The 23,319-nt window shown below is 68.9% G+C and carries 28 protein-coding genes; 13 read left to right on the top strand and 15 right to left on the bottom strand.

The annotated features are described in order from the left end of the window. Window positions 1–58: 58 nt before the first annotated feature. On the bottom strand, window positions 59–2,572 hold the full coding sequence (locus tag ABC419_RS01510) for a DNA translocase FtsK 4TM domain-containing protein (protein ID WP_412876541.1): 2,514 nt from the start codon (window positions 2,570–2,572) through the stop codon (window positions 59–61). 163 nt (window positions 2,573–2,735) lie between these two features. On the opposite strand from ABC419_RS01510, the gene ABC419_RS01515 reads away from it, so the two are divergent. After that, complete coding sequence (locus ABC419_RS01515; protein WP_412876540.1) at window positions 2,736–3,989, top strand: UbiH/UbiF/VisC/COQ6 family ubiquinone biosynthesis hydroxylase; 1,254 nt, start codon at window positions 2,736–2,738, stop codon at window positions 3,987–3,989. Window positions 3,990–4,004: 15 nt separating this feature from the next. Here ABC419_RS01515 and ABC419_RS01520 read toward each other — a convergent pair whose 3' ends face one another. From ABC419_RS01520 to ABC419_RS01555, 8 genes are all read right to left on the bottom strand, one after another. Next, window positions 4,005–4,196 carry an MGR2/ROMO1 family protein gene (locus ABC419_RS01520; protein ID WP_003166572.1) on the bottom strand — a complete coding sequence of 64 codons (192 nt, stop codon included), beginning with the start codon at window positions 4,194–4,196 and terminating at the stop codon, window positions 4,005–4,007. Then, window positions 4,193–4,396 carry a hypothetical protein gene (locus tag ABC419_RS01525; protein WP_003166573.1) on the bottom strand — a complete coding sequence of 68 codons (204 nt, stop codon included), beginning with the start codon at window positions 4,394–4,396 and terminating at the stop codon, window positions 4,193–4,195. Before ABC419_RS01525 ends, ABC419_RS01520 begins: the two co-directional genes overlap by 4 nt. Continuing rightward, window positions 4,393–4,527 (bottom strand): hypothetical protein, encoded by a 135-nt coding sequence (locus ABC419_RS01530; RefSeq protein ID WP_412876539.1) that lies wholly within the window; start codon window positions 4,525–4,527, stop codon window positions 4,393–4,395. Before ABC419_RS01530 ends, ABC419_RS01525 begins: the two co-directional genes overlap by 4 nt. Before the next feature lie 89 nt (window positions 4,528–4,616). After that, a complete protein-coding gene (locus tag ABC419_RS01535) occupies window positions 4,617–4,811 on the bottom strand; it encodes a Trm112 family protein (RefSeq protein ID WP_003166576.1) in 195 nt (64 codons plus the stop codon). A 102-nt stretch (window positions 4,812–4,913) separates the two neighbouring features. Continuing rightward, on the bottom strand, window positions 4,914–5,573 hold the full coding sequence (locus ABC419_RS01540; RefSeq protein WP_412876538.1) for an LON peptidase substrate-binding domain-containing protein: 660 nt from the start codon (window positions 5,571–5,573) through the stop codon (window positions 4,914–4,916). Window positions 5,574–5,583: 10 nt separating this feature from the next. Continuing rightward, window positions 5,584–6,483: a thioredoxin gene (gene trxA, locus ABC419_RS01545; protein WP_412876537.1), complete on the bottom strand. Its 900-nt coding sequence runs from the start codon at window positions 6,481–6,483 to the stop codon at window positions 5,584–5,586. 266 nt (window positions 6,484–6,749) lie between these two features. Then, on the bottom strand, window positions 6,750–8,516 hold the full coding sequence (locus ABC419_RS01550; protein WP_412876536.1) for a tetratricopeptide repeat protein: 1,767 nt from the start codon (window positions 8,514–8,516) through the stop codon (window positions 6,750–6,752). A gap of 629 nt (window positions 8,517–9,145) precedes the next feature. Beyond that, window positions 9,146–9,691, bottom strand: a complete 546-nt coding sequence (locus ABC419_RS01555; RefSeq protein ID WP_412877983.1) for a prolyl-tRNA synthetase associated domain-containing protein — start codon at window positions 9,689–9,691, stop codon at window positions 9,146–9,148. 91 nt (window positions 9,692–9,782) lie between these two features. Here ABC419_RS01555 and ABC419_RS01560 point away from each other — a divergent pair, with 91 nt between their 5' ends. Then, window positions 9,783–10,523 carry a DUF6065 family protein gene (locus ABC419_RS01560; protein ID WP_412876535.1) on the top strand — a complete coding sequence of 247 codons (741 nt, stop codon included), beginning with the start codon at window positions 9,783–9,785 and terminating at the stop codon, window positions 10,521–10,523. A gap of 95 nt (window positions 10,524–10,618) precedes the next feature. Here the strand turns inward: ABC419_RS01560 and ABC419_RS01565 are convergent, their stop codons facing one another. The 4 genes from ABC419_RS01565 to ABC419_RS01580 all read right to left on the bottom strand — a co-directional run bounded on the left by ABC419_RS01565 (window position 10,619) and on the right by ABC419_RS01580 (window position 13,052). Beyond that, window positions 10,619–11,170 carry a CC0125/CC1285 family lipoprotein gene (locus ABC419_RS01565; protein WP_371412940.1) on the bottom strand — a complete coding sequence of 184 codons (552 nt, stop codon included), beginning with the start codon at window positions 11,168–11,170 and terminating at the stop codon, window positions 10,619–10,621. Window positions 11,171–11,258: 88 nt separating this feature from the next. After that, window positions 11,259–11,891, bottom strand: coding sequence for a LysE family translocator (locus ABC419_RS01570; RefSeq protein WP_412876534.1), 633 nt, complete (start codon window positions 11,889–11,891; stop codon window positions 11,259–11,261). Window positions 11,892–11,944: 53 nt separating this feature from the next. Further along, window positions 11,945–12,478 carry a hypothetical protein gene (locus ABC419_RS01575; RefSeq protein ID WP_412876533.1) on the bottom strand — a complete coding sequence of 178 codons (534 nt, stop codon included), beginning with the start codon at window positions 12,476–12,478 and terminating at the stop codon, window positions 11,945–11,947. Window positions 12,479–12,578: 100 nt separating this feature from the next. Further along, window positions 12,579–13,052, bottom strand: a complete 474-nt coding sequence (locus ABC419_RS01580) for a translation initiation factor IF-2 (protein WP_412876532.1) — start codon at window positions 13,050–13,052, stop codon at window positions 12,579–12,581. Between the two features lie 186 nt (window positions 13,053–13,238). Between ABC419_RS01580 and ABC419_RS01585 the strand changes: the two genes are divergently transcribed. From ABC419_RS01585 to ABC419_RS01635, 11 genes are all read left to right on the top strand, one after another. Next, complete coding sequence (locus tag ABC419_RS01585; protein ID WP_412876531.1) at window positions 13,239–13,799, top strand: NifU family protein; 561 nt, start codon at window positions 13,239–13,241, stop codon at window positions 13,797–13,799. A 64-nt stretch (window positions 13,800–13,863) separates the two neighbouring features. Beyond that, window positions 13,864–14,457 carry a helix-turn-helix domain-containing protein gene (locus ABC419_RS01590; RefSeq protein WP_412876530.1) on the top strand — a complete coding sequence of 198 codons (594 nt, stop codon included), beginning with the start codon at window positions 13,864–13,866 and terminating at the stop codon, window positions 14,455–14,457. A 63-nt stretch (window positions 14,458–14,520) separates the two neighbouring features. Further along, a complete protein-coding gene (locus ABC419_RS01595; RefSeq protein ID WP_125900753.1) occupies window positions 14,521–14,907 on the top strand; it encodes a type II toxin-antitoxin system RelB family anti-toxin in 387 nt (128 codons plus the stop codon). 21 nt (window positions 14,908–14,928) lie between these two features. Beyond that, window positions 14,929–15,636, top strand: coding sequence for a tRNA (adenosine(37)-N6)-threonylcarbamoyltransferase complex dimerization subunit type 1 TsaB (gene tsaB, locus ABC419_RS01600; protein ID WP_200167269.1), 708 nt, complete (start codon window positions 14,929–14,931; stop codon window positions 15,634–15,636). Further along, window positions 15,633–16,067 (top strand): ribosomal protein S18-alanine N-acetyltransferase, encoded by a 435-nt coding sequence (gene rimI, locus ABC419_RS01605; protein ID WP_412876529.1) that lies wholly within the window; start codon window positions 15,633–15,635, stop codon window positions 16,065–16,067. The genes tsaB and rimI overlap by 4 nt, the downstream gene beginning before the upstream one ends. A 37-nt stretch (window positions 16,068–16,104) precedes the next feature. Continuing rightward, window positions 16,105–16,572, top strand: a complete 468-nt coding sequence (locus tag ABC419_RS01610; protein WP_125900750.1) for a Fur family transcriptional regulator — start codon at window positions 16,105–16,107, stop codon at window positions 16,570–16,572. 70 nt (window positions 16,573–16,642) lie between these two features. Beyond that, the gene (gene miaB / locus ABC419_RS01615; protein ID WP_412876528.1) at window positions 16,643–18,046 is read left to right on the top strand and encodes a tRNA (N6-isopentenyl adenosine(37)-C2)-methylthiotransferase MiaB; all 1,404 of its coding nucleotides are present in this window, start codon (window positions 16,643–16,645) and stop codon (window positions 18,044–18,046) included. Between the two features lie 104 nt (window positions 18,047–18,150). Then, entirely contained in the window at window positions 18,151–19,158 is a 1,008-nt protein-coding gene (locus ABC419_RS01620; protein WP_088491473.1) for a PhoH family protein, read from the top strand. Next, window positions 19,158–19,628: an rRNA maturation RNase YbeY gene (ybeY, locus tag ABC419_RS01625; protein ID WP_412876527.1), complete on the top strand. Its 471-nt coding sequence runs from the start codon at window positions 19,158–19,160 to the stop codon at window positions 19,626–19,628. Before ABC419_RS01620 ends, ybeY begins: the two co-directional genes overlap by 1 nt. Continuing rightward, the gene (gene lnt / locus ABC419_RS01630; RefSeq protein ID WP_412876526.1) at window positions 19,625–21,217 is read left to right on the top strand and encodes an apolipoprotein N-acyltransferase; all 1,593 of its coding nucleotides are present in this window, start codon (window positions 19,625–19,627) and stop codon (window positions 21,215–21,217) included. Before ybeY ends, lnt begins: the two co-directional genes overlap by 4 nt. Before the next feature lie 98 nt (window positions 21,218–21,315). Beyond that, window positions 21,316–21,735, top strand: coding sequence for a helix-turn-helix domain-containing protein (locus ABC419_RS01635; RefSeq protein ID WP_412876525.1), 420 nt, complete (start codon window positions 21,316–21,318; stop codon window positions 21,733–21,735). A 77-nt stretch (window positions 21,736–21,812) separates the two neighbouring features. Here the strand turns inward: ABC419_RS01635 and ahpD are convergent, their stop codons facing one another. Both ahpD and ABC419_RS01645 read right to left on the bottom strand, forming a co-directional pair. Beyond that, on the bottom strand, window positions 21,813–22,346 hold the full coding sequence (gene ahpD / locus ABC419_RS01640) for an alkylhydroperoxidase, AhpD family (protein WP_292059207.1): 534 nt from the start codon (window positions 22,344–22,346) through the stop codon (window positions 21,813–21,815). 238 nt (window positions 22,347–22,584) lie between these two features. Beyond that, the gene (locus ABC419_RS01645) at window positions 22,585–23,139 is read right to left on the bottom strand and encodes a peroxiredoxin (protein WP_200167278.1); all 555 of its coding nucleotides are present in this window, start codon (window positions 23,137–23,139) and stop codon (window positions 22,585–22,587) included. Window positions 23,140–23,319: the final 180 nt, after the last annotated feature.

The following is a 23,319-nucleotide window of genomic DNA, read 5'->3' on the forward strand; positions in this document are numbered from 1 at the left end:
GCCGCGCGGCGAGCGATAGCGCCCGGCGGCAAAGCCGCCGCCTCGGCGTAAGCCGAGACTACATGGGGGGCGGTCCGGCCAGGACGTCGCGCTTGCCGGCGTGGTTGGCGGGGCTGACGACGCCTTCCTGCTCCATGCGTTCGATCAGGGTGGCGGCGCGGTTGTAGCCGATCTGCAGGCGGCGCTGGACGTAGGAGGTCGAGGCCTTGCGGTCGCGCGTGACCACCGCCACGGCGCGGTCATACAGGTCGTCGCCGGTGCCGCCGTCGTCGCCGCCCATGGCCCCGTCGCCGTCGCCGTCCGGCTCGTCGGTGATCAGGTCGAGGTATTCCGGCTCGGCCTGGGCGCGCAGATGCTTGCAGACCTCCTCGACCTCCTGATCGCCGACGAAGGGGCCGTGCAGGCGGGTGATACGTCCGCCGCCCGCCATGTAGAGCATGTCGCCCTGACCCAGCAGCTGCTCGCCGCCCTGTTCGCCCAGGATGGTGCGGCTGTCGATCTTCGACGTGACCTGGAAGGAGATCCGGGTCGGGAAGTTGGCCTTGATAGTGCCGGTGATGACGTCGACCGACGGGCGCTGGGTGGCCATGATCAGGTGGATGCCCGCTGCACGGGCCATCTGGGCCAGACGCTGAACGGCGCCTTCCACGTCCTTGCCCGCGACCAGCATCAGGTCGGCCATCTCGTCCATGACCACGACCAGATAGGGCATGGGCTCGGGGCGGATCTTCTCGCTCTCGTAGACCGGGCGGCCCTGTTCGTCGAAGCCGGTCTGGACGGTGCGCTCGAAATGCTCGCCCTTCTCCTGGGCCTCGCGGGCGCGGTCGTTGTAGCTGGCGACGTTGCGGACGCCGAGCTTGGACATGCGGCGATAGCGGTCCTCCATCTCGCGCACGGTCCACTTCAGGGCCACGACCGCCTTCTTGGGGTCGGTCACGACCGGCGCCAGCAGGTGCGGGATGCCGTCATAGACCGACAGTTCGAGCATCTTGGGGTCGATCATGATGAAGCGGCACTCGGCGGGCGAGTGGCGATACAGGATCGACAGGATCATGGCGTTGACCCCGACCGACTTGCCCGAGCCGGTGGTGCCTGCGATCAGCAGGTGGGGCATCCGCGCCAGATCGGCCACATAAGGCTCGCCGCCGATGGTCTCGCCCAAGGCGAGCGGCAGCAGATGGCTCTTCTTGTCGTATTCGCCGGACGCCAGCAGGTCGCGCAGGAAGACGGTCTCGCGCTTGGCGTTGGGCAGTTCGATGCCGATGGCGTTGCGGCCCTGGACCACGCTGATGCGGCAGGCGCGGGCCGACATGGAGCGGGCGATGTCGTCCGCCAGGGCGACGACGCGGCCGTGCTTCACGCCGGGCGCGGGCACCAGTTCATACAGGGTGACGACGGGGCCGGGGCGGATCTGGTCGATCTGGCCGCGCACGCCGAACTCCTGAAGCACGCCCTCCAGCATCTTGGCGTTGGCCTTCAGCGATTCCTCGTCGACGGCGCCGCCGCGTTGGCCGGGCTTGGCCAATATGCCCAGCGGCGGCAGTTCGAAGCCGCCTTCGCCCGCGAAGTCGAAGGCCTGTTGGTCGGCGTCGCTGCGCACGGGCTTGGGCGCCTTGACGGCCGCCACCTTGGGCTCGGCCGGGCGGTTGGCGCGGGCCGAGGGTGGAGCGATGGGGGCGGGCGCCGCGTCCTCCCACGGCGGGGTGTAGGCGTCGACCTCGTCGGCATAGGAGTCCGCATCGTCATGGGCCTCGGTCGGGGGCGCGAAGGGGCCTTGAGCGGGCGCTGAGACGGGCGCTGAGACGGGCGCTGCGAGGGGGCCGTCCGCCTCCATGTCGTCGGCTTCGGGCAGGCGATGGCGCGGCTTGCGGGCGGGGGCGGCGGCCTCGGCGACGGCGCGCGGCGCCTTGCCCGGTTTGGCGGTCTTGGCCGGTCGGGCGGCGCGGGCCTCGGCGCCCTTCTGGGCGGCCCAGCCTGCGGTGTCGGTGAAGTCGCGCAGGCGCAGGCCCACGGTGTAGGCCAGGCTCCACAACGCCAGGATCACAAACAGAAGGCCTAGGATGATGCGCGCGCCCGGCACCTTCAACGCGCCCAGGCCGTTGGCGGCCAGGCCGGTGACGGCGTCACCCCACAGCCCGCCCATGCCTGCGGCCAGCGGCCATTTGGCGGGCGCCGCCGGGGCCGACAGGGCGGCCGACAGCAGCAGCACGCCCGCGATGGCGCAGAAGATCTTGAACGGCGTCGGCTGCAGCCGGTGCTGCAGGGCGTCGCCGATCGCCACCGCCAGCCCGAAGGCGATCACCAGCAGGACCGCGGGCCAGGCCGCCAGCCCCAGCGACTGCATGATCAGGTCGGCGAAGGTCGCGCCCGCCCCGCCCAACCAGTTGGTCGGCGCCTGCGCCGATGCGGCGTTCCAGCTGGGATCGGCCGGGTTCCACGAGATCAGGGCCACCAGCAGAAGGGCGGCCAGCATGGCCTGCAGCACCCCCCTGAACCGCACGGCGAAGGGCGCCGCCCAGACGATGCGGGCGGTGCTCCAGACGCGATGGCCGAGCGCGAGGGCGGCGGACATGAAGGCGGACCTCTGAAAACGGGACTCTGGCCCTTAGTGCCTCGCATAAGGTTAAAGCGGCATTTACCAGCCCGGTCTTTGCTGGCGCGGATGAGCCCTTATGTCCCAGTGCGCCTGCGGGCTTGAGGTGGCGTGACGCGCGATAGGGGCCTAAAACGACAGCATGAGCGGATTGGACGACTACGACATCATCATCGCCGGCGCAGGGCTGGTCGGGGCGACCTTTGCGCTGGCGGCGGCGCAGGGCGGCCTGCGGCCCGTCATGGTGGACCCCCAACCGTTCACCGCCCAGCTGGCGCCGACCTTCGACGGGCGGGCGACGGCGATCTCCTACGCCAACTTCCGCATGTTGAAGGCCTTGGGGCTGGGCGAAGCGCTGGAGCCGCACGCCTGCCGCATGGACCGCATTCTGGTGACGGACGGCCGCCGTCCCGGCGCGGCCAGCCGTAAGCCCTCGGCCGCCTATATCCGCTTCGACGCGGACGAGATCGGCGACCGCAACGGCGGCGAGCCGCTGGGCTATATGGTCGAGAACCGCCGTCTGCGTTCTGCGCTGGCCGAACTGGTCGAGGCGCAAGGTCTGGAGGTCCGCGCCCCCGCCGCTGTGGCCGATGTTGCGGTCGGGCCGGGGCGGGCGACGGTGACGCTGAAGGACGGCTCCACTCTGTCCGCGCCGCTTGTGATCGGGGCCGAGGGCCGCAACTCGACCGTGCGTCGCGCGGCGGGCATCGACGTCTTCGGCTGGACCTATCAGCAAAGCGGCGTGGTCTGCACCGTCCGCATGGAGAAGCCGCACGGCAACGTCGCCCATGAGTATTTCCTGCCGGACGGCCCCTTCGCCATCCTGCCGCTGACGGAGAACCGGGCCAATCTGGTCTGGACGGAAAGCACCCGCCGGGGCGAGGCGTTGCGCTCGGCCTCGGACGAGGCTTTCCACGCCCATATGACGCGGCGGTTCGGCGACTTCTTGGGAGGGCTGACGATCGAGGGGCCGCGCTTCGTCTATCCCCTATCGCTGCAACTGGCCGAGAGGCTGACGGCGCCGCGCATGGTCATCATCGGCGACGCCGCCCACGGGGTGCACCCCGTGGCGGGGCAGGGGCTGAACATGGGCCTGAAGGACGTCGCCGTCCTGTCCGAAGTGCTGACCGAGGCCGCGCGTATCGGCGAGGATATCGGCTCGGAGTTGGTGCTGGAGCGCTATGCTCGCTGGCGCCGGTTCGACAATGCGGCGCTGGCGGCGGGTTTCGACGGTTTCGTGCGCCTGTTCTCCAATGATATCGCCCCGGTGCGGCTGGCCCGCGATCTGGGCATGGCGGCGGTCAACCGCATCGCCCCCCTGCGCCGCGCCTTCATGCATGAAGCCGGCGGGGCGACGGGGGATCTGCCCCGCCTGCTGCGCGGCGAGAGTTTGTAAGAGGGCCTGCTCGGCTCAGTCGTGGGCGTGCAGCAGCACGTCGGCGTCGTCGCGGCGGTCGGCCTCTTCCACCGCGCAGCGCAGGGCCGAGGCCCGGTTCTGGAACAGGCCGAAGAAGAGCCCGTCCGAGGAGGTCAGCCGCCAGACGCGGCCCAGGCGGCGAATCTCGAACAGGACGGGCCGGGCCTTGGCGCGGGCGGCGGTCATGAGCGCGGCTCGGTCTGGAGCAGGCCGTCAGCCTGACGCTGCAGCTGGCGGGCGATGCGCGCGGCGGCCTCGCGGTCCTTGAAGGGGCGGGTGGCGCAGCCGTCCAGGGTGACGCACCAGCCGCCGTCGCGGGCGACGACGCCATAGGCGCGCGGGCGGTGAGGGGCGGCGGGGCGCCCGTCGGGATAGCCGCTCATCATCGCGGGCGGCTCCCGTTGCGAGGCGTGCAGCCCAGGTAGAGGGCCAGCACGGTCTGGGCCATGCGCCAGACGCCGGGCTCGGGCGAGGCTGGGCGGCTCAGCGACTGGTTCAGCAGGGCGCGGCGACTCATGAGGGGCTCCTTCATGAGACGAAGAAACACCCGACGGCCATAAGGGCGCGATGAGGAAAGCGGGGCGCCGCCTAAGCGCGACGTAAGGTTCAGTCCAGCGGGCGGGCGTCTTCGGCCAGCATGATCGGCACGCCGTCGCGGATGGGGAAGGCCAGCTTGGCGCCCGCCGAGACCAGTTCGTTGCGCTCGCGGTCATAGGTCAGGCGGCCGCGCGTGACCGGGCAGACCAGCACCTCCAGCAGGCGGGGATCGACCGAGACGGGGGTGTTGAAGGCGTCGCTCATTATTTAAGTGCCCTATCGCTCGCGCCGCGGGCGCTCGCTGCTTGAGGGCGCCGGGCGCCCCGTTCTGTTGGTTGTGTATTTATCGGGTTGAGTGCGCTCAGACTACTGCATCGCCGGGCCGGGCTCGTCGTCGTCGGGGGCGACGGCTTCGATGCGCAGGAGGGCGGTCAGGGCCGCTTCGCGCTCGGTCAGGGTCAGGGCCTCCAACAGGGCCTGTTTCTCGGGCGGATCAAAGGGCAGGGCCATGGCCAGGCTGTTGACCAGGGCCTCCTGCGGCGCCGCGCGGGCCGTGTCCCAGTCGATGTCCATGCCGCGTCCCGCCAGATAGGGCGCCAGGGCCGAGAGGAAGGGCTCGCGGTCGAAATCCTCGGCCGGGTCCGGGGCGCGCAGGTCCGTCTCATAGGGCAGGAAGTCGACTCGCGCCTGGCGATAGGGGGTGCGGACCTGCATCTCGGTCGCTACGGCGAATCGGCACACTCCGGTCAGGGTGATCAGATAGCGCCCGTCCGAGGTTTCGGCGAAGCTGGTGATCCGCCCGGCGCAGCCGACGCGGGTCAGGGGCGGGCGCAGGCCCGCGGGGCCGACCGGCTGGATCAAGCCGATCATCCGGTCGCCCGCCATGGCGTCGTCCACCATGTTCAGATAGCGCGGCTCAAAGATGTTCAGCGGCAGCTGGCCCCGCGCCAGGAGGATGGAGCCCGGCAGGGGAAACACCGGGATCACCTGGGGAAGTTCGCTGGCCTTGACGTAGCCCTGAGCCATGATCGCGCCGTTAGGAGAACAGGATGGAAGACAGGCGCCGTCGCCCGTCGCGGGCGACTTCGCTGTTGGGGCCGGCGGCCTCGAACACCGTCAGCAACTGTTTGCGCGCCGCCTGGTCGTTCCACTCGCGCTCGGCCTGGACGATGGTCAGCAGGTGGTCGACCGCCCCCTTCAGATCGCCCGCAGAGGCCAGGGCCTGGGCCAGGTCGAAGCGGGCCTCGTGGTCGTTCTTGTTCGCGGCCAGCCGGGCCTCCAGCTCGCCGGTCGCGCCGGTCGGGGCGGCCGAGGCCAGCGACAGCTGGGCGCGTACGGCCTGAACCGTCGGTTCGGTGGAATCGGCGGGGGCCATGGCGATGGTCTGGGCCGCCTGTTCGGCGTCGCCCTCGGCCAGATAGACGCGGGCCATGCCGGCGATGGCCTTCTGGTTGTCCGGCTCCATCGTCAGGACGTGGGCGAAGGCCTGGGCGGCGCCGCCCAGATCGCTGAGGCCCAGCGATTCCTCGCCCAGCGACAGCAGTTGCTCGACGTCGGTGTTGACGCCTTCTCCGCCGGTCAGCTTGTCGATGAAGGCCTTGATCTGGCTGTCGGGAATGGCGCCCTGGAAGCCGTCGACCGGCTGGCCGTTGACGAAGGCGTAGACGGTCGGGATCGACTGCACCCGCAGCTGGCCCGCATAGGCCGGGTTGGCGTCGACGTCGATCTTGACCATCTTCACCGCCCCCTTGGCGGCGCGCACGGCCTTCTCCAGCGCGGGACCGAGCGTCCGGCACGGTCCGCACCAGGTCGCCCAGAAGTCGACGATGACCGGCTGATGCTTCGAGGCCTCGATCACATCGGTCATGAAGGAGGCGTCCGTGCCGTCCTTGATCAGGTCGGGCGGGGTGGTCAGGGACGGGTCGGCGAAGGTCATGGTCGGGTCCGCATGGGGGTCGAAGGAAGGTAACGGATCAGATGGCGTCGGGATGCCTCGCCATCAAGCCGAAAGCGCGCCTTGCCGCAGGCGAAGGCGAGGAGAGCGGAAAAAAACAGAGTCCAATTCGTCTGAATCGTCTGAAATCTCTCCTTCGGCCGGAGTGGATGGCGCTGCAGCATCCTTCTCCCCTTGTGGGAGAAGGAAGAAAGAGAGGCGGCTTCGTCATGCCGTAGCAGGCGGGTGCGTCAGAACGGGGCGCAACCCTACAGCCGGTCCATCCGCAGCCAGCGGGCGTCGCCCAGCCAGGCGGTCTTGAGAGCTTGATCCGCGGCGGCGGCTTCGGCGACGCGGCCCTGGGCGGCCTCGGCGCGGGCCAGGCCGTAGAGGGCCCAGCCGTTGTTCGGAGTCTGGGCCAGGGCCAGGCGGAAGGCGTCGGCGGCCAGGTCCGGGCGTCCGGCCTGATAGAGGGCCGCGCCCAGAGACTGATGCACCGGATAGTACCAGAAGGCGGGCTCCATATAGGGCAGGGCGGCCTCCAGATCGGCGGCGCGGCGATAATGCTCCGTCGCCTCGGCGGGGCGGCCGCGCGCCATGGCCATGCGCCCGTAGGCCACGGCCTCGGCCAGGGCCAGAAGATCGGGCGCGGGCACGCCCTGGGCGACCATGTCGGCCAGGGCGGGGGAGGCCTTCAGCGCGTTCAGCGCCGCCATTTCGCGGTCGAAGCTTCTCTGGTCGTGCAACCGGGCGTGGGCGACGGCGCGGGCGTAGTGGCGCATGGCGGCGGCGTAGGGCAGGCGGGCGTCGGGGGCGGGCGCGGCCAGGACGGCGCGCGGTTCGGCGAACTGGGCCAGGGCCTGATAGGGGGCGGCGTCGATGACCTGGACCCAGGCGATGCGGGCCGAGGTCGCCGGGTCCAGCACGGTGCGCAGGCGCCGCGCCTCGCGCAGCGCCGTGTCCATGTCGCCGGCCATCTGGGCCGAGGCGACGATGAAGTGGATGTTGTGCGGATAGTAGCCGTAGCGGACCAGGCTCTCGTCGTTGGTGTCGCGGATGAAGGCCTCGTCCGCGCGCGCCGCGGCGAGGTTCAGGCGCATGGCCTCGGCGTAGCGGCCGCGCCGCAGATAGATGTGGCCGGGCATGTGCACCAGATGGCCCGCGCTGGCGGGACGCGCGACGGCCAGGCGGTCGGCCGCCTTCTCGGCCCGCGCGGGATCGGCGGCCTCCATCAGGTGAATATAGAGATGGGCCGCCTGCGGATGGTCGGGACTGCGGTCCAGAACCGTTTCGATCAGGCGGATCGCGTCGCCGATGCGGCCGACGGGGGTGCGCTGGTCGGCCTCCCAATAGTTCCAGGGCGTGGTGTCCATCGCCGCCTCGGCGGCCAGGACGGCGACGTCGTCGTTGTCGGGAAAGCGGCGCGCGGCGACCAGCATGGCGTCGGCATAGGCGGCGTCCAGGGCGGCGCGGTCGGCCGCCGGATCGTCGGAGTAGCGCAGGCCCAGGGCGTCGATCAGCGCCTGCTCGTGCGGCGCGGCCCCGGCGCTCAGGACCAGGGCGCGGTTCAGGGCCTTGAGCGCCGCCGCCCGGTCGCGTTCGTCCATCGGCGCGTTGATGTTGGGGCCCAGGGCCATGGCCTCGCCCCACCAGCAGGCGGCGCATGCGGGATCGCGGCTCTGCGCCTCGCGGAAGGAGCGCACCGCCCCGGCGTGGTTGAAGCCGTAGGCCAGGGTCAGCCCCTGGCTGAAATAGGCCTGGGCGCCGGCGTCGTCGGTGGTCGCCTTGAACGGCGAGGTCGTCAGATCGGGATAGAGGGGAATGAGCTGGGCCTGGCTGGCGGGCGCGGCGACGGCCGAGGCGACCAGCAGGCTGCGGGCCAGGGCGCCGCCGCCGGAACCCGGCCCGCAGACGCCGCTGAACAGGCGTTCAAGGCGCAGCGCCGTTGCGGCGTCGGACGCAGGGAGGGCGGTCATCGGCCCGGCCAGAACCAGACCGGCTCCGCCCACGGCGAAGGCTTTCCAGAACAGTCTCATGCACCGTCCCCTTTCAGGGCCTGACGCGATGAACGCTGCCGCACAGGCGCGCGTGATGAAATCGAGAACGGCGATATTACGCCTCGGCGCGCCCCTTAGACAGGGCGATTCCGGGAAACGGGACTTTCCAGGGCGGGCGGCTCACAGACGGAAGCGGTTGGGGGCTGCTGCGGGTGGAAAGCGGACATCGACGCCGTTCGCTTTCATACCTGTCGGTTCGCCAGTCGCCTCAGGGCGATGCCACAAATCAGCCCCACAAAAACGGTTGCCGCCAGTACGACCAAAACCATAACGCTGCCTATGCCTGACATGGTCAGAAACGCCAACGTTCCGAACGCCACAATTCCCACGCATGCGCCAATGTAGAGCGGCGTGGTCGTTGGTGACAGGGGAAGGGCGCGGTCACTCTCTTTTGGAAAAGCGCGGGAACTTAGGGCGCCTATAGCGCCAGCCAAGGCCAGGATGATCAACGACGTAGCGGTCATATTCTTCTCACCGGCAAGACTTTTGCTCAGCCGAAAGCTGAGAAGCAAATTGGCAACCAACGATATATTGGCGCCAATCTCGAATGGACGAAAGATCGCAACAGGTCGATTCCAGGCATAGCCTACCGCTTGCGAAGTCGCCGTTCAGTCCAGCGCGTCGAAGTCCACTATGATCGGCTCGCGGTTCAGCAAGGCCAGGACGCGGCGGAAGCTGTCCTGGCTCAGGGCGGTGGTGGCGATATTGGCCAGGGGGTGGAAGTTGACGACGGCCGTCTCCCACAGGCGGCGGTCCAGGACGAAGGTGACGCGGCGCTCCGCATCGTTGATGAGGCCCAGCGCCGTGACCGAGCCGGGGCGCACGCCCAGCGTCTCCCACAGCAGGGCCTCATTGCCGAAGGACAGGCGGTCCGATCCCATGGCGCGATGGGCGCGTTTCAGGTCGATGACCGTGTCCTGGGCCGCCGAGATCAGCCACAGGCGACCCTTCTTGTCCTTGAGGAACAGGTTCTTGGTGTGCAGGCCCGGCAGGTCGGCCTTGAGGTCCAGCCCTTCCTCGACGCGGAAGACGGCCGGGTGGTCGTGGGTGGTCTGTTCGATGCGGTGCTCGGCCATCCAGGCCAGCAGGCGGGCGCGGTCATACGCGGGCTCGTGCAGGATATCGGAGGCGGGATCGGCGGCGATGGCGGTCATCTCGGTCTTGTCGGGCGGGCGGCGAGGGCGATAGGGGAGGAAGCCGACCCTCAGGGTCGCCGCCTTATTCGTCAAGCTTGGGAGCCGCGTCTTGGAACTGGAATGCTATCCGATGAATGCGCGTCCGTGCGACCTGGTGCCGGGCCGCCAGTCGCGCAACTGGATGGACGCCTTCGCCAGCCGTCACCCCTATCGCTGTCTGCCGCTGACCATGGCCAACACCACGGGGTGGGAGATCCTGTGTCCCTTCGGCTTCACGGCCGAGTGGAACGGCGGGCCGTCGCAGACCGATATCAAGATCACGCCGGACCGGCCGCAGCCCGAGCTGGATCACTTCGTCAGCTCGCACTTCTCGCGCGGGGTGCTGACCATGCATCCGCAGTATCTGTTCCGTACGCCGCCGGGCTGGGGCCTGATCGCGCAGGGCTCGCCCAACCACGTCAAGGACGGCATCCATCCGCTGAGCGGCCTGATCGAGACGGACTGGCTGCCCTTCCCCTTCACCATGAACTGGATCTTCACGCGGCCGGGCCGGGTCAAGTTCGAGAAGGGCGAGCCCTTCTGCTTCATCCTGCCGGTCGAGCACCGCAAGGTGGAGCAGTTCGAGCCGGTGATCCGTTCGCTGGAGTCCAACCCCGGCATGAAGGGGCAGTTCGAGGCCTGGAACCGCTCGCGCACCGACTTCAACACCCGCCTGGCCTCGGGCGACCCCGACGCGGCCAAGGAGGCGTGGCAGCGCTTCTACTTCAAGGGCGAGGTGCCCGAGGCCCTGGGCACGGCGCCGGCGACCCATGCGAACAAGCGCCGCCTGAAGAACCCGCGCATCGGCTGAGGCCAAGCGCCTGATGCAGCAACGCCCGCCTCCGTCGCCGGAAGCGGGCGTTGTCATATCTAGCGCCGCTCAAGTCGCGAGCGTTAGTGGCCCGCTTAAGAAGCCGGACGGGTCACGCGCGAGCCGAGGTTGTTGATGACCTCGCGGGCGTCGAAGGCGTTGGGGTCGCCGGCGGGCTTAGGCCCGCGGCCCATGACGATCTCGGCCGTGGCCTCATAGCGGTCGACCTGGCGGATATCGCGCTCCCGGCCCCAGTAGGGATCCCAGGTGCTCCAGTAGCCGCGCTGGTAGAAGCGCCAGGACGGACCCCAGTAGGGACCGTAGCGGTCGTAGTAAAAGGGATCCGGCGTCGTGTAGAACCGGGTGTCGCGGTCGGTGGCGCGGGTGACGGTGGCGAACCAGTCGTAGCCGTTCTCGACCGTCAGTTCAGCCGAGCGCAGCAGCAGGGACATCTCGACCTGGTCGCGCGAGGTGACCGAATTGCCCGAGAAGCTGACGGCGTAGCGGTTGGACTCCAGGCGCTGCTCGGCATAGCCGCCCTGACCCTTCGAGCCGATCGGCTGGTAGGGGGTGGCCGTCGCGCAGGCGCCCAGGGCGAGCGCGCCCGCCAGGGCGATCAGCACCGGGGTTTTGCGAAGCTTCATCATGGAAAACTCTCCTTGAGCGTTCATTGAACGCCCGTCGGTCTGAACGAGGGGTGAATGGTCAAGTTCCAAACCGCTCATCCCGCACCCATCACAGACGCGAGACGATGAGAACGGCGGCGAGGAGCAGAAGGCATCCGACCACAATGCCGAAACCCTTGCGGAAGCGCGGCGCGGTCATCTGTCGCGCCAGGGCGGCTCCGCCCAGGCCGTAGGCGGACATGCCCAGGAGATCGAGGCTGATCGTGCCGACGGCGAACAGGGCCAGCTGCGGCGCGACGGGGCGGCTGACATCGAGGAAGGGCGGTAGGACGGCGGTGAAGAAGAGGATGGCCTTGGGATTGGCGATCTGGACCATGAAGCCGTCGATCAGGGCGTTGCGGCCGCGCCGGACCTGGGCGTGACCGGGTTCGGCGGCGGTGTTGAAGGCCCCGTGCAGGGCCTTGATCCCCAGCCAGGCGACATAGAGGGCGCCCAGGACGGCGATGATGCGGAAGACCTGAGGAAAGGCCGCGACCAGCGCGCCCAGGCCCAGGGCGGCGGCGGCGAACCAGACCAGGGTGGCTGCGTTCATGCCCAGGACGGCGGTCAGGGCGGCGGCCTTGCCCTTCTCCATGCCCGTGGCGACGGCGAAGATGTTGGCCGGGCCCGGCGTAACGGCCATCACGGCCATGACGCCGAGAAAGGCCAGATAGAGATGCGGATCAACGGGAAGCGCGGCCATAAGGCCCTTTCGGGCCCGGCGCGTTCTGCGTCAAGCCGTCGCGGGCGCCGACGTCAGATTTCGGCCGGGATCGGCGGCGTCGGCGGAACGGTCAGGGCGGCCTCGACTTCGTCCATGGCGTCCAGGGCCTGATCCATGCCGTACTGGGCGATCAGCCCGTAGGTGATCATCTGTTCCGGGTCAGCCTGGGCCCAGGCGCCGTTGGTCGCCAGGCCTTCGATCGCAGGTTCGACGCCGGCCATGGCCTCGCGGACGATCGCCTCGACGTCGATCTCGGCCAGTGCGGCTTCGGCGATCAGGCCGGCCTGGCGGGTCGCCTCGGCGGTAAAATCGACCACGTGCGGTTGATAGTCGGACCACAGAGCCGCGACGCGCAGGCCTTTCTGGGTCTCGGTCAGGTTCTCGTCCGCCTGGATGCGTTCAGCGCGCGCGCCGAATTCCTCCATCTTCTGCTCGAAGGCGGCGGCGGCGTTTTCGAGCTGGATATCAGCGGAGGTTTTCTGTTCCTCAGCCACCGCAGCGGAAAACGGCAGCAAGGCGAGGGCGGCGGCGAGCGAGAGGGGGGCGAGCGAGAGGGCGCGGACCATGGGAAGCTCCTTCGGCGGACGCTGCAAGGTCCGCCGAAGGGCGCGAACGCTCAAGTGAAATCGCGGTAAGGCGCGAAAGACGACGCCTCAATCCGTTGGATCAGTCCGCAGCGGCGGGAGCAGGCGGAGCGGTCACGGCCTGGGCGACGGCTTGACGGATCTGGGCCGGAATGGCGCGGATTTGGGCCGGGGCGGCTTCGGCGGCGGCCAGGATTTCGGTCTTCTTCTCGGCGTTCTCTGGCTTCTCGGCGAAGGTGCGGAAGAAGGCGCCCAGGTCGTCGGCGAAGGCGTTGAAGGCGGGTTCGTAGCGGGTGATGATGGCGTCGGTACGGGTCTTCTTGGTCTTGGCGTCCAGAGCCGGATCCTCGATCACGGCGTCCAGTTCGGCCTTCATCCGCTCGGCCTCGGCGTTGAAGGCCTCGCCCCTGGCTTCAAAGGCGGCTTCTTCCGGCGAGGGGGTGCGGGCGGGCGCAGGCGCGGCGGCCGGCGGCGCTGGCGGGGCGTCCTGTGCGAAGGCGGGGGCGGCGCAAACGGTCAGGGCCGCGACAGCGGCGGCGAGAGTCAGGCGGGACATGATGGGGGCTCCGGCAGGCGACGGGCGCGCCCGTCAGACTAAGAACTCGCCGGCCGGGAGCGACCGGAGATGGGGCGCACGGTGGGGGCGTCGCGGACGAAGCGCAAGCGTGACCTTGCATGAAAGCGCAAGAGGCCGGGCGGCGGGGCTCTTGAACCGGCGCGCGTCAGGGCGCATCTGCGGGCCATGTTCATCCAGACCGAAGCCACGCCCAATCCGAACGTCCTGAAGTTCCTGCCCGGCCGCGAGGTCGCGATGGAACAGACGCTGGAATACCGCACCATCGACGAGGCGGCGGCCTCGCCCCTGGCCGAGGCTCTGTTCGAGCTGGAAGGCGTCGAGGGCGTCTTCTTCGGCGCCGACTACGTGTCGGTCACGCGCGCGGCGGACGGCCCGGACTGGACGGCGATGAAGGCGCCGATCCTGTCGGTGGTGATGGATCATTTCGTCTCGGGCGCGCCCCTGGTGCGGGCGGGCGTGGCGGCGGTCGATGAAGACGGCGCGCCGGACAGCGAGATCGTGGCCGAGATCAAGGGCCTGTTAGACAGCCGCATCCGTCCGGCCGTGGCCCAGGACGGCGGCGACATCCTGTTCGACCATTTCGACGAAGACACCGGGGTTCTGCGCCTTCGGATGCGCGGCGCCTGCGCCGGCTGTCCGTCGTCCTCGGCCACGCTGAAGGCCGGGGTGGAGCAGATGATGCGCCACTATGTTCCCGAGGTGACGAGCGTCGAACAGGTGCTCTGAGCCCTTCGAGGGCGTTTCACATGAAACGCTCGCGCCGGGCGACGGCGCGAGGCATGGTGACGCCATGCGCGCATCAGACGATCAGACCGAAAATGAGGCCCGCCTTCTGGGCGAGGCCCTGACCGCCTTGCGCCGCGAACGCGGCTTGAGCCAGGCCGAGGCCGGCCAGAAGATCGGCATGACCAGCCAGGGCTGGGGTCTTTATGAAGCCGGCAAGCGTCCCGGCCTGTTTCGGCCCGACGTGCAGCGACGCCTGACCGGGGCGCTGGACCTGACGCCCGAGGATCTGGCGCTGGCTATGCTGGGCGCGCCGGCGACGCCGATACCGACGCGGGACGTGCGCGGCCTTGAGGCGCGGGGGCGGGCGTTCGACGGCCCGGTCGCCGACCGGCGGCGCCTGCGGCTGGAGACCGATGAACTGGCGCCCTGGGCGGCGGCGGGGACGGTGCTGGAGTACGCGCCCGGGCGCTGGCCGCGACGGGACCAGGGATGCGTGATCGAGACCGAAGACGGCCATGTGCGGGTGCGAATCTATGAGCGCGCCGACGAGGACGAGATCATCGTGCGCGGCGCGGGCGGGCTGGACGGAATCGAGCGCATGGCGCGCGCAGCCGTGCGTGCGGTGTCGGCTGTAACGGCGCGTCTTGATGAGGAATGAAACGAAATAGTTGCGTTTTGCGGCGGGTTGTGAAACGTTGTGATTGCAATCGGAGGTGTCGTCATGTCGCGCAGCGTTCAACAGATCGACCAGGCCGTCGGCTTGAGGATCGCCGCCCGACGGTCCGCCCTGGGCCTGTCGCAGTCGGCGCTGGCGCGCGAGCTGGGCGTCAGCTTCCAGCAGGTTCAGAAGTATGAGGCGGGCGCCAACCGGGTCTCGGCGTCGCGTCTGCATCAGGTGGCGACGGCCTTGGGCTGTTCGGTGGCCGACTTCTTTCCCGTCCGGCCGGATGCGGTCGAGACGGAGAATCCGGCGGCGGCCCTGCTGGGCAGTGTCGAGGGGCGGGGTCTGGCCGACGCCTTCCCCCGTATCGCCGACCCCGAGGTGCGTCGCGCCCTGACGCGGGTGGTTCAGGCTCTGGCCGAACCGGCGCCGCTGGCGGCGGCCTGAACGACGCGCTAGGGACAGGCCATGAAGGTCATGGTCATCGATACGGCGCTGGGCGCTTGCGTCGCCGGGGTGTTCGCGGACGGCGGAGTCGACGCGGGCGCGGGTTTGCACGTTCTGGGACTGCGCAGCGAACAGATGACCAAGGGCCATCAGGAGCGACTGGGCGGTCTGGCCCGCGACGCGGCGGATGAGGCGGGGGGCTTCGACGGCGTGGACCGCATCGGGGTGACGGTGGGGCCGGGCTCGTTCACCGGCCTGCGCGTGGGTCTGGCCTTCGCCCTGGGCCTGGGGGCGGCGCTGGATCGGCCGGTGATCGGGGTCTCGACGCTGGACGCCCTGGCCGCCTCGGTCGAGGCCGAAGGGCTGGTCGCCGCCGTGATCGACGCCCGCCGGGGTCAGGTCTATGCGCGGCTGTTCCGCGGCGGCGCGCCGTTGGGCGAAGCCGAAGCATGGCCTTTGGAGACGGCGCGCGACCGCATCCTGGCCGAGGCGGGGGCGGGGACGCCGGTCCTGGTCGGATCGGGAGCGGCGGTTCTGTCCGAGGCCTTCCCTGAGGATTTCACCGCCGCGCGGCTGTCGCTTCTGGCGGCGCCCGCGCCAGAGGCGCTGGCCGCCCTGACACTGGCCGCCGATCCGGCGACGTCGCCGCCTGTTCCCCTCTATCTGCGCGCGCCCGACGCTACGCCGCCCAGTCGCTTGCCGGGCCAGCCGCGTCAGCCCGCCGCGTGAGCGCGCCGCTCTTTCCGGCGGTCGATCCTGGGCGTCTGGCGGCGATCCACGCCGAGGCCTTTGCGGCGTCGTGGGATGAAGCGGCCCTGACCGAACTGCTGGCCGCGCCGGGCGTGTTCGCCGTGGCCGAGGAGGACGGCTTCATCCTGATCCGCGTCGTGGTCGACGAAGCCGAGATCCTGACCCTGGCGGTGCGGCCCTCGGCGCGTCGCGCGGGTCTGGGCGTTCGCCTGGTCGAGGCGGCGGTGGTGCGGGCCGTCGCCCTGGGAGCCGAGCGGATGTTCCTGGAGGTGGCCGAGGGTAACGTCGCCGCCCGCGCCCTCTACGCCCGAAGCGGCTTCGTCGAGATGGGGCGCCGTCGCGGCTATTATTCGCATGCGGACGGAAGCGGAGAGGATGCGTTGACGCTTGTCCTGAACTTTCCTCGATAGCTTCCATAAGGCGACGGTACAGCCTATCTTCGCCGCCATGGACCGGATCGAAAAACTCTGCGCCGAACGCGGCATGCGCATGACTGAGCAACGTCGGGTGATCGCCCGCGTCCTGTCGAACGCCGAAGACCATCCCGATGTGGAGGAACTGTATCGCCGGGCCTCGGCGATCGATCCGCATATCTCCATCGCCACCGTCTATCGCACCGTGCGCCTGTTCGAAGAGGCGGGCGTGGTCGAGAAGCACGACTTCGGCGACGGCCGCAGCCGCTATGAAGAGGCCGGCGACGACCACCACGATCACCTGATCGACACCAAGACGGGCGAGGTCATCGAATTCTTCGACGCCGAGATCGAACGGCTGAAGACCGAGATCGCCAAGCGCCTGGGCTTCGAACTGGTCGGCCACAAGCTGGAGCTGTACGGTCACGCCATCCCCGGCGTCGAGCCGAGCGAGCGCGAAGGCCTGATCTACAAGCGTCATCGCGCCGAGGACGAAGGCTGACTTCGGTCGCCGTTCGTCCCGGGCCGCGCCCGCGCTTGCCGTCGTCGATTTCGGCGATCATAAGCCGTGCATGACTGATACGCTCGACACTCCCGCCCTGGCGGACGCTGGCGCATCTGAGGCGAGCGCCGCGCCCAAGCGCCTGTTCATCAAGACCTATGGTTGTCAGATGAACGTCTATGACTCGGAGCGCATGGCCGATGTGCTGCGCCCGTTGGGCTATGCCTCGACCGAAACGCCGGAAGACGCCGACTTCGTCATCCTGAACACCTGCCACATTCGCGAGAAGGCGGCGGAAAAAGTCTATTCCGAGCTCGGCAAGCTGCGGGAAATGCGGGATCGTCGCGTGGCGGCGGGACAGGGTGCCATGACCATCGCCGTGGCCGGCTGCGTCGCCCAGGCCGAGGGCGAGGAGATCATGAAGCGCCAGCCGGCGGTCGATCTGGTGGTCGGGCCGCAGGCCTATCACCAGCTGCCGGAGCTGCTGACCCGCACGGCGCGGGCGCGCGGCGAGCGCATCGGCGCTGACTTTGCGCCGAATGAGAAGTTCGACGCCTTGCCCGCCGCGCGCGGCACGGACGGGGTGACGGCCTTCCTGACGGTGCAGGAGGGCTGCGACAAGTTCTGCACCTTCTGCGTCGTGCCCTATACGCGCGGCGCCGAATGGTCGCGCCCGGTCGCGGCGGTGCTGGCCGAGGCCCGGTCCCTGGCCGACCGGGGCGTGCGCGAAGTCACCCTGCTGGGCCAGAACGTCAACGCCTATGATGGCGAAGGGCCGGACGGAAAGCCGTTCACCCTGGCGAAGCTGGCCTACGCCCTGGCGGCCATCCCCGGCATCGACCGCATCCGCTATACGACCAGCCACCCGAACGACATGTCGGACGACCTGATCGCGGCGCACGGCGAACTGGACGCCCTGATGCCCTATCTGCACCTGCCGGTTCAGGCGGGCTCGGACCGCATCCTGCGCCTGATGAACCGCAAGCATGGGCGTCAGAAGTATTTCGATCTGATCGACCGCATCCGCGAGGCGCGGCCCGACATGGCGATGGCGGGCGACTTCATCGTCGGCTTCCCCGGCGAGACGGACCGCGATTTCGAGGACACGATGGATCTGGTGCGGCGGGTGAACTACGCCAGCGCCTTCTCCTTCATGTATTCGCCGCGTCCCGGCACGCCCGCCGCGACCATGGCGGCCCAGGTTCCGGACGCGGTGGCTAAGGAGCGTCTGCACGCCCTGCAAGGCTTGCTGACCGAGCAACAGGTCGCCTTCAACCAGTCACTGGCCGGGCGCGCCCTACCGGTGCTGTTCGAGAAGAAGGGCCGCCACGGCGCCCAGGCCATCGGCCGCTCCCCCTATCTGCAATCGGTCCACGTCGACGACGCGGATCAACTGATCGGCCGGATCGTTCCGGTCGAGATCATCAGCGGCCAGCAGAACAGCCTGTCCGGCCGCCTGATCCAGACGAACTGACGCCTTTTCCGCCACGCGCCGTGTGCGGGATAGGAACACGCAACAACGTCCCTCAGGCAGCCTCGCATCGCGTGCGAGGCGACAGGGACTCTTAAGGAGACCTCATGGCGCGAGAGTCCGAGTTCCTGTCCCTCAGCGATGAGGCCCTGCGCGCCGTCATCGGGCCGCAGAGCCGTCACCTGGCCCTGATCGAGGACGCCTTCAAGGTGCTGGTCGAGACGCCGGGCGGCGGGGTGTCGATCAACGGCTCGACGCGGGATCGGGCCCAGGCGCGCCGGGTGATCGAGGCCCTGTCCAACCGGGCCGAGGCGGGCGCCGAGATCACCGAGGCCGACGTGCGCACCGCCCTGGGCGCCGCCGTGACCCAGCCGCGCGCCGAGCCGGCGGGCCGCAGCGGGGGACGGAGCGTGCCGGAGGGCGCCGCCCTGCCGGTCGGCCGTCGCGGCGCCATCGCCCCCAAGACGGCGTCTCAGGCGCGCTATCTGGAGATGCTGGGCCGCTGCGAACTGACCTTCGGCGTCGGCCCGGCGGGCACGGGCAAGACCTTCCTGGCGGCGGCCTACGGCGCCTCCCTGCTGAAGCGGGGGCAGGTGGACCGGCTGGTCATCACCCGCCCGGCGGTCGAGGCGGGCGAGAAGCTGGGCTTCCTGCCGGGAGATCTGAACGAGAAGGTCGACCCCTATCTGGCGCCGATCTGGGAGTCGCTGAACGACATCCTGGGCGTGGACGACGTGCGCCGCCGCCGCGAGAAGGGCGAGATCGAGGCCGCCCCCATCGCCTTCATGCGCGGCCGCACCCTGAGCCACGCCTTCATCATCGTCGATGAGGCGCAGAACACCTCGCGGATGCAGATGAAGATGGTGCTGACCCGTCTGGGCGAGGGCGCGCGCATGGTGGTGACGGGCGATCCGTCTCAGGTCGACCTGCTGAACCCGCGCGATTCCGGCCTGGCTCACGCCCTGCGCATCCTCAAGGACGTGGAGGGCGTCGGCGTCCAGCAGTTCAAGTCCGAGGACGTGGTGCGCCACGCCATGGTCGAGCGCATCGTGCGCGCCTATGATTCCGATGCGGCGCGCAGCCGCCCCTTCCCCGACCTTGAGGACGACGCCTGATGATCGAGGTCGAGATCGACAGCGAGGGCTGGACTGAGGCCCTGCCCGAGGCGGCGGCGGTCGCCGAGCGCGCGGCCGTGGCCGTCCTTGGAACCATCGAGGGCGATGTGGTGGTGCTGCTGGCCGATGACGCGGCGGTGCAGGATCTGAACAAGCGTTTCCGCGACAAGGACCGGCCGACGAACGTCCTGTCCTTCCCGGCGGCGGAAAGCGCCTTTCCGCATTTGGGCGACGTGGTGCTGGGCTACGCCTATTGCGCGGCGGAGGCGCAGGTGCAGGGCAAAACCCTGTCGGATCATCTGAGCCATCTGGTCGTCCACGGCGTGCTGCACCTGCTGGGCCGCGATCACGAGGACGACGCCGAGGCCGAGGAGATGGAGGCCGAGGAGCGCGAGATCCTAGCCGAACTGGGCGTCGCTGATCCCTATGCCGCCGAAAATGGGGCGATCGAGCATGAGGGCGCCGCGTGATCGAGGCGATCGCCGCCCGGTTCGCGGGCCTTCTGAACAACCGCTGGGGCCGGATCGCTCTGGCGCTTCTGGCCGGGGCGGGCGCCGCTCTGGCCCATCCGCCGTTCGGTTTTCTGCCGGGCCTGCTGGGCTATCCGCTGTTGCTGCTGCTGGCGGATCGTTCAGGCGGCATGAAGGGCGGCTTCTGGGTCGGCTGGCTGGCGGGCTTCGCCTATTTCTTCATCGGCTGCTGGTGGGTGGCCGAGGCCTTTCTGGTCAATCCGGCCCAGGCTTGGATGGCGCCCTTCGCGGCCAGCCTGCTGCCGGCGGGCATGGGGCTGTTCTGGGGGCTGGCGACCATGGCCTATCGCCGGCTCAGTCCGGCAGGCGTGTGGCGCGTCCTGCTGTTCGCGGCCCTGTTCGCCCTGCTGGAATGGACGCGAGGCCATGTGCTGACGGGCTTTCCGTGGAACCCGGCGGGCGCGAGCTGGGCGGCCGGATCGGCCATGTCGCAGTTCGCCTCGATCGGCGGGGTCTATGGGCTGGGCCTGATCACGGTGGCGGCGGTCAGCGCCTTGGCGCCTCTGGCCGACGCCGGGCCGCGTCGACCGCGCCTGATCTCGGCGGGGCTGGGCGTGTCGACCCTGATCGGCCTGTTCGTTTTCGGCGCCGTGCGCCTGTCATCGGCGCAGCTGGTGGAGACGCCGACCCTGGTGCGCCTGGTCCAGGCCGACATCGCCCAGGACTATAAATGGAGCCCGGAGGCCTATCACGCCATCCTGGGCCGTTATCTGGAGTTGACCGCCCAGCCCGCCGCCGCCCTGCCTGACGTGGTGATCTGGCCCGAGGGCGCCCTGCCGACCACGGCCAATGACCTGTTCGCCACCAACGACGCCTATGCGGTGGCCGCTGCGCTGCAGACCGGCCAGACCCTGTTGGCGGGCTTGAGCCGGGGCGAGTCGGACCCAAGCGCCGAGACCGGCGCCCGCTATTACAACAGCCTGTTCGCCCTGCACGACGAAGGCGGCGAGGCGGGGCTGCGCATCGGCCCCATCTATGACAAGCACCGGCTGGTGCCGTTCGGCGAATACCTGCCGATGGGCGAACTGATGAGCAAGATCGGCGTGCGTAGCCTGGTTCACGTTCCCGCCGATTTCACCGCCGGACCGACGCCCGCGCCGATCAGCCTGGTCAACGCGCCGCCGGTGCAGCCGCTGATCTGCTACGAGGCCCTCTATCCGGGCTTCACGCCGGCGACGCGGGCGACGCGCCCGGCGTGGATCGTCAACGTCTCCAACGACGCCTGGTTCGGCAAGACGTCGGGCCCGCGCCAGCATCTGAACCTGGCCTCCTATCGCGCGCTGGAGACCGGCCTGCCGGTGGCGCGGGCCACGCCGACCGGCGTTTCGGCCATGATCGATCCGTGGGGCCGCATCGTCGAAGGCAAGCGGCTGGACCCCGGCCAGGCCGGCATCATCGACGTGCGTCTGCCGCAGGCGGCGGCGCCGACGCTCTACGGCCGGTGGGGCGATATGGGGTTCGCCGTCTTGCTGATTATAATGCTGATCACGGGACGTCGCCGCGCCGGAAATGAGCGGCTGGAGCGTTAACCCTATCGAGAGGGGCGGCGCCCCTGTGACGCGAAAACGCATGACAGAAGCCGAGGGCGGCGGCATGTCGAAAAGAAAATCAGGGAAGAGGGCAGGACATGGTCAGGGGTTCCGGGACTGATGGTCCCCATCTGGTGGATCGGCATGTGGGGCGGCGCGTCTGCGAGAAGCGCATCGCCCTGGGCTACAACCAGACCGATCTGGGCCAGGCGCTGGGGGTCACCTTCCAGCAGGTGCAGAAATACGAAAAGGGCGCCAACCGGATCTCGGCGTCCAAGCTGTGGGACATCGCCCGCTTCTTTCGCGTGGACATCGGCTATTTCTTCGATGGGCTGACCGGCGCGGCCCAGCCGGGTATGGCCGAGGGCGAGGCCGAGCCCTTCGTGCATGACTTCCCCGCCACCCGTCAGACCATCGAGATCGGCCGCCTGGCGCCGCGCCTGTCGTCGCGTCAACAGAAGCTGGTGGTCGATCTGATGCGCGAGTTGGTCGAAGACGGCGTCGACAACGACGGCTGAGGGCGTCGCGAGCCGGCGGACAAAGAAAAAGGCGCGGAGCGATTCGCGCCTTTTCCTGTCTTGGAGCCCGCTTGGGATCAGGCGGTCAGCGCCGTCTCCGAGGCGATGATGCGGCTGGCGGCGTGGACCACGGCGCCGATGCGCAGGGCGGCCTGGATCTGGACGTTCGGCACGGCGTGCTTGCGCAGTTCGCCTTCGTGGGCGTCCAGGCAGGCGCCGCAGCCGTTGATGGCCGAGACGGCGGTCGACCACAGTTCGAAGTCCAGCTTGTCGACGCCCGGATTGGCGATGATGTTCATCCGCAGCTTGGCCGGCAGCGTCGTGTACTCCTGGTTCTTCATCAGGTGCAGCGAGCGATAGTAGATGTTGTTCATGCCCATGATGGCGGCGGCGGCCTTGGCGGCGTTCATCGCCTCGGGCGACAGGACGGTCGCGGCCTGGGCCTCTATCAGCTTGACCACGGGGCCGACGCCGATGGCGTGCGCCGAGGCCAGGAAGCTGCCCCATTTCTGCTGATCGTTCAGCACGGTCTCGTTGGCGAGCGAGGACAGGTTCAGCGAGATGTCCTTGCCATAGGCCGGGATCAGGTCGCGCAGGGCGTCGATGGACATTTTCGTGTTCCTTTCAGGAAGCGGCTATCGTTCGCGACGCGGTCGCGCACGGCTTGAGCCGCACGGCTTGGATGGGCGCTCAAGCCGCAAGGCTCCGCGAGCCGAGCATAGCGCCCAAGAATAACGAAGCAGGCATGAAAAAGGCGGCGACAGTCGCCCGCCGCCGCCTCTTTCGAGGGGCGGCCCGGACCCTACTCACGCGGTCCGGGCCTGGTCGTTGCGACCCTTGGGCCAGTACTTACGCGGCCAGGGTGTCGCCGCCGACCGGACGGTTGCAGGCGCACAGTTCGTCGGTCTGCAGGGCGTCGACCACGCGCAGGGTGTCTTCCGGCGAACGGCCGACGTTCAGGTTGGTGACATAGACGTGCTGGATGACGTTGTGCGGGTCGACGACGAAGGTCGCGCGCAGGGCCACGCCTTCTTCTTCGTCCAGCACGCCCAGGGCGCGGGCCAGCTTGCCGCCGTTGTCGGCGAACTGCCAGATCGGCAGCTTGTTCAGGTCGGCGTGGTCACGACGCCAGGCCAGCTTGGTGAACTCATTGTCGGTCGAACCGCCCAGAACCACGGTGTCGCGGTCGGCGAAGTCCTTGCCCAGCTTGGCGAAGGCGGCGATTTCGGTCGGGCAGACGAAGGTGAAGTCCTTCGGGTAGAAGAAGATGACCTTCCACTTGCCCTCGAAGCTGTCCTGCGTGACGGCTTCAAACGCCGAGACGCCGTTCTCTTCGTGAGCGTTGAAGCCCGGCTTTACACCGATGATCTTGAATTCAGGCAGTTTTTTACCGACGCCGAGCATCGCGCTTCTCCATCCGATGATAAAAGATTTCGGCGGCGTCGATTGGGGAGGACGCCGTCGATGGACAGGGGATCGGCTTTTCCCGGCTTGAAGTCAAATCGATGATTTGACGCATGACGATAGATTTAATCTATCAAACCGGTCGTGCTTGATAAGCGAGGCCTGCAAAGCGAATCCAGG

The sequence above is a fragment of the Brevundimonas phoenicis genome (assembly GCF_047237745.1).
Classification (GTDB): domain Bacteria; phylum Pseudomonadota; class Alphaproteobacteria; order Caulobacterales; family Caulobacteraceae; genus Brevundimonas.